This is a genomic window from Clostridium sp. (assembly GCF_050717635.1).
Classification (GTDB): Bacteria; Bacillota; Clostridia; order Clostridiales; family Clostridiaceae; genus Clostridium_AD.
Map to the genome: position 1 here is coordinate 75,317 of NZ_JBOITO010000030.1, position 12,903 is coordinate 88,219.

13 protein-coding genes are annotated in these 12,903 nt (G+C 31.1%); all 13 read right to left on the reverse strand.

What is annotated here, in order from left to right; translation table 11 throughout:
• Positions 1–70: 70 nt before the first annotated feature.
• Entirely contained in the window at positions 71–1,066 is a 996-nt protein-coding gene (mltG, locus tag ACREWB_RS13645; RefSeq protein WP_431547996.1) for an endolytic transglycosylase MltG, read from the reverse strand.
• A 21-nt stretch (positions 1,067–1,087) separates the two neighbouring features.
• A complete protein-coding gene (gene typA / locus ACREWB_RS13650; protein WP_431547997.1) occupies positions 1,088–2,911 on the reverse strand; it encodes a translational GTPase TypA in 1,824 nt (607 codons plus the stop codon).
• Between the two features lie 208 nt (positions 2,912–3,119).
• Positions 3,120–3,572 (reverse strand): Fur family transcriptional regulator, encoded by a 453-nt coding sequence (locus ACREWB_RS13655; protein ID WP_431547998.1) that lies wholly within the window; start codon positions 3,570–3,572, stop codon positions 3,120–3,122.
• Between the two features lie 125 nt (positions 3,573–3,697).
• Positions 3,698–3,955, reverse strand: a complete 258-nt coding sequence (locus ACREWB_RS13660; RefSeq protein WP_431547999.1) for a DUF1292 domain-containing protein — start codon at positions 3,953–3,955, stop codon at positions 3,698–3,700.
• Between the two features lie 58 nt (positions 3,956–4,013).
• Positions 4,014–4,433 carry a Holliday junction resolvase RuvX gene (gene ruvX, locus ACREWB_RS13665; RefSeq protein WP_431548000.1) on the reverse strand — a complete coding sequence of 140 codons (420 nt, stop codon included), beginning with the start codon at positions 4,431–4,433 and terminating at the stop codon, positions 4,014–4,016.
• 74 nt (positions 4,434–4,507) lie between these two features.
• On the reverse strand, positions 4,508–4,765 hold the full coding sequence (locus tag ACREWB_RS13670) for an IreB family regulatory phosphoprotein (protein ID WP_431548001.1): 258 nt from the start codon (positions 4,763–4,765) through the stop codon (positions 4,508–4,510).
• Positions 4,766–4,924: 159 nt separating this feature from the next.
• Positions 4,925–7,570 (reverse strand): alanine--tRNA ligase, encoded by a 2,646-nt coding sequence (gene alaS / locus ACREWB_RS13675; RefSeq protein ID WP_431548002.1) that lies wholly within the window; start codon positions 7,568–7,570, stop codon positions 4,925–4,927.
• Positions 7,571–7,914: 344 nt separating this feature from the next.
• Complete coding sequence (locus tag ACREWB_RS13680) at positions 7,915–8,943, reverse strand: AI-2E family transporter (RefSeq protein WP_431548003.1); 1,029 nt, start codon at positions 8,941–8,943, stop codon at positions 7,915–7,917.
• A complete protein-coding gene (locus ACREWB_RS13685; RefSeq protein ID WP_431548004.1) occupies positions 8,930–9,436 on the reverse strand; it encodes a PRC-barrel domain-containing protein in 507 nt (168 codons plus the stop codon). The genes ACREWB_RS13680 and ACREWB_RS13685 overlap by 14 nt, the downstream gene beginning before the upstream one ends.
• Before the next feature lie 184 nt (positions 9,437–9,620).
• Positions 9,621–10,697, reverse strand: coding sequence for a tRNA 2-thiouridine(34) synthase MnmA (gene mnmA / locus ACREWB_RS13690; RefSeq protein ID WP_431548005.1), 1,077 nt, complete (start codon positions 10,695–10,697; stop codon positions 9,621–9,623).
• A gap of 10 nt (positions 10,698–10,707) precedes the next feature.
• Positions 10,708–11,133, reverse strand: a complete 426-nt coding sequence (gene nifU, locus ACREWB_RS13695; protein ID WP_431548006.1) for a Fe-S cluster assembly scaffold protein NifU — start codon at positions 11,131–11,133, stop codon at positions 10,708–10,710.
• Position 11,134: 1 nt separating this feature from the next.
• On the reverse strand, positions 11,135–12,313 hold the full coding sequence (nifS, locus tag ACREWB_RS13700; protein ID WP_431548363.1) for a cysteine desulfurase NifS: 1,179 nt from the start codon (positions 12,311–12,313) through the stop codon (positions 11,135–11,137).
• On the reverse strand, positions 12,309–12,749 hold the full coding sequence (locus ACREWB_RS13705; protein ID WP_431548007.1) for an RrF2 family transcriptional regulator: 441 nt from the start codon (positions 12,747–12,749) through the stop codon (positions 12,309–12,311). The genes nifS and ACREWB_RS13705 overlap by 5 nt, the downstream gene beginning before the upstream one ends.
• Between the last annotated feature and the right edge of the window lie 154 nt (positions 12,750–12,903).

Genomic DNA, 12,903 nt, shown 5'->3' on the forward strand with positions numbered 1-12,903 from the left:
AAATAAATAACAAGTCAAAGAAAAACTTATATTGACTTGTTATTTATGTGCATATAAATAACACTCAGTATTAAAATCCTTGTGTTTTCTTTTTAATTTCCAAAAATTTTTTATAGTCATCTGTAAAAAAATGTTTCCCATCATTAGTTGAAACAAAGTATAAATAATTTGTTGTAGCAGGAGACAAAGCTGCTTTAATAGATTCTTTTCCTGGGTTACAAATTGGTCCTATGGGAAACCCCTCCACTATGTATGTGTTGTAAGGTGATTTTACTTCTAAATCTTTATATAATAGTTTATCTTTATGTTTATCTAAAGAATATAAAACAGTAGCACAAGATTGCAGATCCATGTGAATTTTTAGCCTATTATAAAAAACTGAAGCTATGATATCCAATTCTTTTTTATCACTAGCTTCCTTTTCAACAATAGATGCCATTATCATTATATTATATATTTTCTTCATATCAATAGGCTTTACTTTATTTAATTCAATTATTGTACTATCAAATCTATTTAACATAGACGTAATTATTTCATTTCCACTCATACCAGCTTTAAAATCATAGGTAGCTGGAAAAAGAAAACCTTCCAAATTATATCTTCGGTTTTCCTTCTCAGTAATATAAGTAGGTAGCTTATAGTTTTTACAGCTGTCTATAAATTTTACTTTACTAATTATGCCTTTTTCCTCTAGCAGCTTTGCAATACTGTTTATATCATATCCTTCTGGCACCGTTACTTTAACTATATCTTCATCATTTCCAGTTGATAAAATAGTTGCTAGCTCGGTAACTGTAGCATCTTTTGGAATAAAAAATCTTCCGGCGTGTACATTTGACACAATATTATTTTTTTTGATATAAAACTTCAAAACACTTGAATTTTTTATAGCCCCATTTTGGTTTAAATCATCTAATATACTATATAGAGTATCTCCACTTTTAACTGTAATATGGACATCTTTATCAGCTTTAATAGGATGCTGTATTATCTTTCTATATTGATAATTACCAGCTAATATGCAAACTACCAAAACTACAATTAACAGCCCTATCTTTTTCATTAAACCACCCCATAGTTTAAACTATTTATTTGATTTACTACTTGCTCTTTTTCTTTCTCCTGAGTCTAATAATCTTTTTCTCATTCTAATATTTAGAGGAGTGATTTCAACTAACTCATCAATAGCTACAAATTCTAAGCACTGCTCAAGTGACATAGGTCTTAATGGAGTTAGTTTTAGTGCATCATCTGCTCCTGAAGATCTAGTGTTTGTTAACTGTTTCTTTCTACATACATTTACTTCTATGTCTCCAGCTCTTGCACATTCTCCTGCAAGCATTCCTGCATATACAGGTATTCCTGCTGGTATGAATAGAGTTCCTCTTTCTTGAGCATTGTATAATCCGTAAGTTACTGATTCTCCTCCTTCAAATACAATTAGTGATCCTCTACTTCTGTCTGGAATTTCTCCTTTATACCTATCGTAACCATCTAGAACGTGATTCATTATACCATTACCCTTAGTATCAGTCATTAGCTCACTTCTAAAGCCAATTAAGCCTCTTGATGGCACTTTAAATTCTAATCTAGTGTATCCATTAATAGCAGAAGTCATATTAACCATCTCTGCTTTTCTAGGTCCCATTTTTTCCATTACTACGCCCATAAATTCTTCTGGCACGTCAATTGTAAGAAGCTCAATTGGCTCTGTTTTATGGCCATTTTCCTCTTTAAATATAACATTTGCTTTTGACACTTGGAATTCATATCCTTCACGTCTCATAGTTTCAATTAGAACAGAAAGATGTAGTTCTCCTCTTCCACTTACTTCAAAACCATCATCAATTTCTTCTACTCTCAAACTAACATTAGTTTCAAGTTCTTTCATAAGTCTATCTCTTATATGCCTTGACGTAACATAAGTTCCTTCTTGGCCTGCAAAAGGAGAATTATTAACCATGAAATTCATAGTTAGTGTAGGCTCATCAATTTCAACAAATGGAAGTGCTTCTGGTTCATTAATATCAGCTATTGTTTCTCCTATATTAATGTCTGGAATACCAGAAACTGCTACGATATCACCAAGCATTGCTTCTTCAGTTTCTTCTCTTTTAAGACCATTGTAAACGAAAAGAGCTGAAACTTTAACATTATTAATTGTGCCATCTTTTCTTATAAGTGCTATTTGTTGATTTCTTTTAATTGATCCTCTTTCGATTTTTCCTATTCCAATTTTACCAACGTACTCATTATAATCAATAGTTGAAATAAGCAGTTGAAGTGGCATTTCTAAATAACCTTCTGGCGCTCTTACATTCTTTACTATAGATTCAAATAATGGTTCCATGTTGTCACTTACATCATCAACTTCAAATTTAGCAAACCCTTCTCTAGCAGAAGCATATACCACTGCGAAGTCCAATTGGTCATCATCTGCTCCAAGTTCAACGAATAGGTCGAAGACCTCATCAAGTACTTCTGTTGGACGTGCATCTTTTCTATCAATTTTGTTTATAACAACGATTGGCTTAAGATTTAATTCTAATGCTTTTTTCAAAACGAATTTAGTTTGTGGCATTGGACCTTCGTATGCATCAACTACAAGAAGAACGCTATCAACCATCTTAAGTACTCGTTCAACCTCTCCGCCAAAGTCAGCGTGCCCTGGAGTATCAACTATATTTATTTTAATTCCATTGTGCATTACTGCTGTATTCTTAGAAAGAATTGTTATTCCTCTTTCTTTTTCTAGATCATTAGAATCCATTACTCTCTCTTCTACTCTTTCATTTTCTCTAAAAACATGACTTTGTTTAAGTAAACAATCCACTAGTGTTGTCTTGCCGTGATCTACGTGGGCAATTATTGCTATATTTCTAACATCATTTCTTGTAAATAAATTCATATTAATTAATCCTCCAATTTTTTTTCGTGTGTTTAAAAATTTTACACAAACGAAAATTGGATACGTCTTGCAGCATCCAATTTCCGCATTACTATACTTATTTTAATATTATGTAACAAAAAAGTCAACTAGACAGATTATTCACTATATTATTACTAAATAATAAATCTACTCTAGTTGATTTATTTGATATTTAACTTAAGCTAAATTATTTTTCTAAACACTTATCACAAACTCCATAAAATTTCAAACTATGATCTTCAATTTTAAAATTGTATTGTTTTTCAACAATTGATTCTAACTCGTCAAGTAAGTCTCCCTCAACTTCTATTACCCTACCACAGCGTTTGCAAATCAAGTGATGATGCTGATGAATCTCCTCTTCATGGTTAAGTTCATACCTACTGCAACCATCGTCTAGATCAAGCTTCCTGATTGTGCCCATTTCTTCTAAAAGCTGAACCGTTCTATAAATTGTAGCAAGCCCAATTTCCGGACAGTCAGATTTAACCAAGTCATATAGTTCTTCGGCTGTAAGATGGCTACCTTCACTTTTAATTATGCCATTTAATATCGCTCTTCTCTGTGTAGTAAGCTTATATCCTTGTTTTTTTAAATTTTCCTTTAAACTCTCAATGCTCTCTAGAGATAACTTTGGCATAAATATCCCCCCTTCTTGTATAACAATTTATCTGCCCCATAAATTTAAATTACATTTATTATAATTTTAGTTTAATACTTTATTAAGCTATTGTCAATTGATAATCATTTAGGTGTAAATTCAGATTAGAGTTCTTCAGAAAAAACTGCGTCATAAGCTTGTGAAATCATTTCAAACTCCGCGTCATCTTCTACTGTAACTAATATATCATTACCTTCTGCATCTTTATCAACTCTAAGTGCAACTGCATCAATATCTTCTTCTCCAGTTGGTGCAACTATAACATATTCTTTATCTTCGATGTCTAATTTAGTTATCACATCAAATTCTATATCATTACCTTCTTCATCGTTCAACATTATTGTTTCAACATTATTATCCATTATAATTTCTCCTTTCAAATTGTATAATTAGTTTTAATTCTATATTTTGAAAGAACACTTATAAACGTGTTCCCAAACTATCTAAATATCCCTGCAAAATGAATGTAGCTGCAATTTTATCTACAATTTTCTTTCTTTTCGCCCTAGATAAATCACCTTCCAGCATTACCCTATTAGCAGCTACCGTTGTTAATCTTTCATCCCACATTTTTACTTCTAAACCCAATGTTTCTTTAAGTTTGTCACAAAACCGTTGAACTTTTTCCCCTTGTGGTCCTATAGTACCATTCATGTTTTTAGGAAGTCCAGATACAATGGTTTCTACTTCATATTTCTTGCATATCTGTGCAATTTCATCAATATCTAAAACTATACTTTTCCTTTTTATTGTTGTAATTCCTTGAGCTGTTAATCCTAAAGGGTCACATACAGCTACCCCTATTGTTCTGTCTCCAATATCTAAGCTTAATATTCTCATTCATATACTCCTTTAATAATAACTAATTAATCTATAACATTAACGTTAAAAAATAAAATGTCCCTAAGGACATTTTATTTTTTAATGTCTAGATAAGATTTTAGAACTTCTTCTAATATTTCATCTCTCTCTAGCTTTCTTACAAGCGCTCTTGCTCCATTATAGTTCGTTATATATGTTGGATCTCCGGAAATTAAATATCCTACCATTTGATTTACCGGGTTATAACCCTTTTTTATAAGCGAATTATAAACGTCAGTCAAAATAGTTTTTGTTAAATCCTTTTTATCTTTTACAAAATCAAATTGGACTGTATTATCATTAGTATCCATTCTATACACCCCTTCCCTTATTATGCACTAACTATTGTAAAACACACCATTAGCCATTGTTACAATTTCTTAGTTACAATAAGTTCCATACTTATATACTAACATGGATTGAATTATGTCTATTAGTTATATTATAAAACAATTCTTACAAAAAGTATACTATTTTACCATTGTTTCAATTATAGATGGTACATTTTTTATGGCTTCTTCTAATTTTTCAGGAAGTTTTCCACCCGCCTGTGCCATATCTGGTCTACCACCGCCACCACCACCAGCTATTTTAGCAACTTCTTTAATTATTTTTCCACAGTGAATTCCACTATCTATTGCGGATTTGGATGCCATAGCAACGAAATGAACTTTATCATTTGTGGTACTTCCAAGGACAACTACGCCACTTGCAAGTTTATCTCTAAGTTTATCTGCTAAATCTCTTAAGGCATCCACCTCTGTATCTTTTACAATACCGCAAATAACTTTAACACCTTTAACATCTTTGATATCATCTAAGATTTCTTCACCTGAAGAAGAAGCTAATTTACCTTTTAGTAATATTATTGCCTTTTCTTTATCTTTTAATTCTGTCAATTGAACTTGTAGCTTATTTAATATATCTTTTTCTGTGCATTTAAGTGTACTCGCAATATTTTTTATTAAATAGTTTTTATCTTCTATATATTTAATTGATTTATTACCTGTTATAGCTTCGATTCTTCTAACCCCAGCAGCAACTCCAGCTTCAGTCAAAATTTTAAATAGACCAATTTCTCCTGAATTTTTCACATGTGTACCTCCACATAATTCCATGCTAAAATTCCCAACAGAAACCACTCTAACATCCTCTTGATATTTCTCGTCAAAGAGAGCTATAGCACCACTTGTTTTAGCTTTTTCTATAGTCATAACATTCGTTTCAACCTTATATACTTGCATAATATTATGATTTACAATCATCTCAACACTATTAATTTCCTCCTCTGTCAATGCAGAAAAATGAGTAAAATCAAATCTTAATCTGTCTTCATTCACATAAGAACCTGATTGATGAACATGATCACCTAAAACTCTTTTTAGTGCTTCTTGAAGCATATGAGTTGCGGTATGGTTTTTACAAACTGAAGCTCTTCTATCCTTATCAACCACAAGAGTCACTAATTCATCTTGCTTAAGTGAACCTTCCAGCATATTTATAAAATGAACAACTTTACCTGAAGCACTCTTTTGACAATCATAAACTTCTGCTTTGAAATTCTCATTAAAAATAATTCCGATATCAAAAGTTTGTCCTCCCATTTCAGCATAAAAAGGAGTAACATCTGTTATAATAATGCCCTTTGTCCCCTCTGAAAGCTCTAAAACAAGTTCCTCTCCCCTAATTAAAACTTTAGCAATAGATTGAAGCTCTGTTTTATCATATCCATCAAATTTTGTTACAATACTTTTAGGAATTACATTTAATTTACTTTCACCACTACCCATATAATTTGAATGAGCCCTAGCATTTCTAGCTCTTTGCCTTTGACTTTGCATTTCGCTATTAAAGTCGTCTAAATTAATTTCAATACCTTCCTCATCTAATATTTCTTCCGTAAGTTCATAAGGGAATCCAAAAGTATCGTATAATTTAAAAGCTTTTTCTCCACTTAAAATTTTTATATTATTATCTTTAAGTTCTTGTATATAACTCCTTAAAATATCCATACCAGAATCTAAAGTTTCTGAAAACCTTTCCTCTTCAAGCTTTATAATTTTTTTAATATATGAAGCTTTTTCTTTTAATTCTGGGTATGCTACAAAAGAATTTTCAATAGCAGTGCTACAAAGCTCGCATAAAAAATTATTTTTGATTCCAAGTAATCTACCATGTCTTGCTGCACGCCTAAGTAACCGCCTAAGAACGTAACCTCTTCCTTCATTAGATGGAAGTACACCATCACTTATCATAAAGGTTGTGCTTCTAACGTGATCTGTTATAACGCGCAGGGATACATCTTCTTTATGGCTTACTCCATATTTAACCCCTGAAATTTTTGAAACTTCTTGTAGTATGTTTTTTATAGTATCTACTTCAAAAATACTGTTTTTGCCTTGCATTATAGCAGCTATTCTCTCAAGACCCATTCCTGTATCTATGTTAGTATTTTTTAATATGTTATATTTACCTTGTGCGTCTTTGTCAAATTGAGTAAATACCAAATTCCAAAATTCTATTATTCTATCTTCATTACCTGCTTTAACAAATTCTCCCGCAGTTTTTATTTGTCCTAGTTCTGCATTTCTATCAAAGTGTATTTCTGAATTAGGTCCACAAGGCCCCTGACCTATTTCCCAAAAGTTATCTTCTTTTCCAAGTCTAAAAATCCTTGTAGCATCAATATCAGTGTTTTTACACCATATATCAAAAGCTTCATCATCCTCTATATATATAGTTACATATAAATTTTCTTTTGGAATATTTAAAACCTCTGTTACATATTCCCATGCCCATGGAATAATCTCCTCTTTAAAATAATCTCCAAATGAAAAGTTTCCAAGCATTTCAAAGAAAGTACCATGTCTTGATGTTTTTCCTACATTCTCAATGTCTCCTGTTCTAATACACTTTTGACAATTAGTTATTCTAGTACTAGGTGGTGTTTGAATTCCAGTAAAATATGGTTTAAGTGGTTGCATTCCTGCGTTTACAAGTAACAAACTATTATCGTTCTTAGGCACTAGAGGAAAGCTCTCTAGTCTAAGATGACCCTTGCTTTCAAAAAAATTCAGAAAGGATTCTCTGATTTCATTTAGCCCTAAATTATCCATAATATCTCCTCCATTTATCACGTTTGCGCACGTGTAATTAAAAAAATCATGATTTTTTATATATAAAAAAACCTTCACTCCCCCAATATAAGGGACGAAAGTTTTCCGCGTTACCACCCTAATTATATAACGATATAATTAATATAAATTAATTATATTGCAATATCTCTCAAGTAAATATGGTTCAAAGGTAGCTTCAATATATTTAACAAGAAGTTTTCACCCTACACTTCCTCTCTAAATGTTAAAATTTATTTACTAGTTCTCATCATTACCAAATATTAAATTATATTCATATATTATAGCATATTTAACTATGATTCATCAATATATTGATTTATATTTTAAAATAAGTAGTAGTTTAGATCCTCATATACGACTTTAATCATTACGCCTAAAGGCACTACAAGTATCATACCTAAAACACCTCCAACCTTTCCCCCTACAAGTAATAATAATATTACTGTTAAAGGGTGCATACTTATACTATCCCCAATTATTTTTGGTGATATTATGTCCCCTTCAATTTGCTGAAGTATAAAAAAACACACCACTACGTATAAAGCTGTTTTAGGCGAAATCAATAGTCCTATTAAAACAGCAGGAATCACCCCAAATACGGGCCCAAAATAAGGTATTATATTTGAGATCCCATTTATTAAAGAAAGTATTAGCGGAAAATCAACTTTTAGAAATATTAAGATGAAAAAAGTAGCAACAGTTATGAAACCACATAAGAGTAGTTGACTTATAATATATTTACCCAGGACCTTATCAATGTCCTCTATAATTTTCTTTATTACATTTCTGCTCTCTGGAGGAAATATTATTAAAGCCTTATTTAGCATATTTTCACTATCACATAAAAAATAATATATTATTAGTGGTGAAACCATGTAAGTTATTATATTTTCAGAAAGGCCCATGATAGAATTCAATCCACTATCAACTATTACAATTATTTGTCCATTTGCCTTGTTGTATATGGTGTTTATAATACCACTCATAATTTTATTTTTGCTTAACACTTTTATCTTGGAATTTGCATGGATCAAGTACTTTCCTAAATCGTTTATTGACTTATCCAGGTTTGAACCTTCTCTAAATATAGATGGAATAATCAATATTAAAGTTAATGATATTAAGCCTACAAGTCCAAATATTATTAAAGAAGAAGCTATTTTTTTATTTATACCTTTATTAATTAAAACCATATACAAAGGTTTTAGTAAATAAGCCACAACAAATGAAATAAAGACTAAGTTAATTAATTGTTTAAAAATAGGTATTCTAATCGCCATAATAATTAGCACTATAAAAAGAGTAATACTGATAATAGTAATAACCAGTTTTCTTTTATTATTTTTTTTCATTTGTATTTACCTTTACAAAGAAGTTATGTGGCATGCTTTTAAAAGAATATTCCTCACAATTTGGAAGGTACAAAAGATTTTCTTCTCCAAGTATAAGTTCATTTATTAGCATTATTCTTTTTCCTCTAAGTAAATTCGGGATAAATCCTGAAGACACTATAATCCCTTTTATTTCAAAGGTATCATATGTGAAAGTAATATCCTCCACCATACCAAATATATTACTACATTTATCTATTACATCCATATTAATAAAGCTATTTAAACATAAATATTTATTATACTCTACTTTTTTAACCACCATATGCTTATTAAAATATATTATATCTTCCTTTAACACGCTTACATTCTTACGAAAAAATTGATATGGGGATACCAAGAATCCAATTACCTTTCCACAATTAAAATCTATTAACAGGTCTTTTATAAATCCGATTCTCTTACCCTCAACAGTTACCACATCCATAAATTTAAAATCTTTACTTTTAAACATAATATCTCCTATATTAAACAGCGTAATTATTTTTTAGATATAGTTATCTTTTCCAATTAGTTTAAAAGTTATTACATAAATTAATATTATTTTAAGTTTTCATTTCTTTTCCTATGCTTATAGAGGGATACCTAGTTTTATAACTAGGTATCCCTCTATAAGCATAGCTTTTTTTATATTTACCCTATAAAATTTCCTCTATTATTCCTCCACCAACTACTGTGTTTTCTATATAGAACACCACTGATTGCCCCTTAGTAATAGCCCTTTGTTTTTCATCAAAGATAACTTTCATCTTATTATTTTCTAGTGGAATTAAAGTGGCGAGTTGTGGTTTTGCAGAATATCTAATCTTCGCTGTAACTCTTAAATCGGATTCAATTTTATCAAACATTATAAAATTTAAATCTTTTGCTATAAGTGTAGTTTTAAAAATATCTTCTTCGTCTCCTAAAATCACTTGGTTGGTTAGTGGATTTATATCAATTACAAAAACAGGTTTGCCTAGAGCTATCCCTAGTCCTTTTCTTTGTCCTATAGTATAGTACACTATTCCCTTATGCTTTCCTAGAACCTTCCCCTGCTTATCAACAAAGTTACCTGTTTTAATTTCCCTATTACTATATTTCACAATATAAGCACCATGGTCATTATCAGGTATGAAACAAATTTCTTGACTATCTTTTTTTCTATAAACTTCTAGCCCTATTTTCTCTGCAATTTTTCTTATTTCTGGCTTAGTATAGTCTCCACAAGGCATCAAAGTGTGACTTAATTGTTCTTGAGTTAAACTATATAGAGCGTAAGTTTGATCTTTATTATCATCATCTGATTTTTTAAGTAGAAATCTACCTTCTACTTTTTCAATTTTAGCATAATGACCTGTGGCTATATAATCTGCTCCAAGGGCCTTTGCCTTTCTTAAGAATTCGTGGAATTTAATAACTTTATTACAGACAATACAGGGGTTAGGCGTTCTACCTTCCATGTATTCATCAATAAAATTATCAATAACATTTGTCTTAAAAACATCCTTAAAATTCATAACATAGAATGGTATGCCTAGAACATCTGCAACACGTCTTGCGTCATTAGCTGCAGAAATAGAACAACATCCACCTTCATTTTCTTCATAATCAGGATTATCTGGAGATAATTTCATCATAATTCCTATAACTTCATAACCCTCTTCTTTTAAAAGATAGGCAGCTACAGAACTATCTACTCCACCACTCATTCCAATAACTACTTTTTTTTTCATTTAATATCCCCTATTCTCCGTGCACCTGTGCATGGATGTCATCGTGTTCTTTGTAATCCCACACTTCAAGTCCAGCTTTACTTCTATAGTCATTAATTGCTTTATGAATAGCTTCTTCAGCTAGAACTGAACAATGCATTTTTATCGGTGGTAGACCATCTAAGGCTTCAGCTACAGCTTTATTTGTAAGTGTCCATGCTTCATCTACAGATTTACCTCTAATAAGTTCTGTAGCCATACTTGAAGATGCTATAGCAGATCCACAACCAAAAGTTTTAAATTTTGCATCTATAACTATATTATCTACTACTCTTAAATAAACCTTCATAATATCACCACATCTAGCGTTTCCTACTTCTCCAACACCATCAGCATTTTCAATTTCTCCTACATTTCTTGGGTTATTAAAATGATCCATAACTTTATCACTATACATATTATTTTTCCTCCTTTAAAAAGTCATCCCATAATGGCGACATATCTCTTAGCCTTTTAACAATTTTTGGTACTGTTTCTATTACAAAATCTACTTCTTCTTCAGTAGTAGCATCGCCTAAACTAAGTCTTAAAGAACCATGAGCTATTTCAACTGGGACACCAATGGCGAGTAAAACATGAGAAGGATCTAAAGATCCTGATGTACAAGCACTTCCGCTTGAACCTGCAATGCCATTGGCATCTAAAAGTAATAGTATAGATTCTCCTTCTATGAATTCAAAACAAATATTAGAATTCCCTGGAAGTCTATTTTCTGATCTTGGACCATTTAATTTTGTATATGGTATTTCTAATAATCCTTTAATAAGCTTATCTCTTAAATAAACTAGTTTTTTATTGTTAACATCCATGTTTTGAGTGGCGAGTTCAAGAGCTTTACCAAGGCCCACTATGCCAGCCACGTTTTCAGTACCTGCTCTTTTATTTTTTTCTTGTCCACCACCATGTATTAAATTATCTACTTTAATACCTTTTCTTACATATAGTGCTCCTACTCCCTTAGGTCCATAGAATTTATGAGCAGCTAGTGATAATAAATCTATATTCATTTCCTTTACGTCTACTGGAATATGACCCACAGCTTGAACTGCATCTGTATGGAATAATATTTTTTTACTTCTACACAATGCTCCTATTTCCTTTATTGGCTGTATTGTTCCAATTTCATTGTTAGCAAACATTATTGACACTAAAATAGTTTTGTCTGTCATAGCATTTTCTAAATCTTTTATATTAATAAATCCATATTCATCTACAGGTAAATAAGTAATTTCAAAACCGTTTTTAGCTAAGTATTCACAAGTGTGTAGTACAGCATGATGTTCAATAACTGTTGTAATTATATGATTTCCCTTTTGCTTACACGCAGACGCTATACCCTTTATTGCAAAGTTATCTGCTTCTGATCCGCCACCAGTAAAGTAAATTTCATTTTCCTTAGAATTTATAGCCTTTGCAACCTTGTCTCTAGCAATATCAATTGCTTTTTTTGTCTCTCTTGATAGAGAGTAAATTGATGAAGGATTACCAAAGTATGTTGTAAAATAAGGAATCATCTCTTCTAAAACTTCTGGTTTAGTATAAGTGGTTGCAGCATGATCCATGTAAATTGATTTAATCATTATCTTTCACTCCTTTTATTAGTGCTATATTCTTGTAATCATCAACAATATCTTTTAAAGTTATTGAGGAAGTTACACTATCTATGCTATTTTGAATTTTCTTCCATAACAATCTTGTTGCACAACAGTCAATATTATTGCATGCTCCGTCTTCTAGGCAATTTGATACTTCAATTGGACCTTCAAGTACGTTAATAACATCTTGTATAGTTATTTCCTCTGGCGCCCTATTTAGTATATAACCGCCTTGAGCCCCCCTTATGCTTTTAATAAGTTTGGCCTTTTTAAGAGAAGAAAATAATTGTTCCAAATAATATTCTGAAATACTTTGCCTTTGGGATATGTTTTTAATAGATACAGGTTGTTCTCCATAATTAATTGCTAAATCTACCATGGCTTTAACCCCATATCTTCCCTTAGTAGATAATTTCATTTAACCACCCCTTTAATCATCACCTGCGGTGCTGCAATATTAACGACTTCAAAAGTAGGTTAATATTAACACTGAAGTTTTCTATTTATTATAATACATATCCTCCAGCTACACACATAGGAGGCTTTCCTTTTGAAATGTAGTTAAAGTAGAG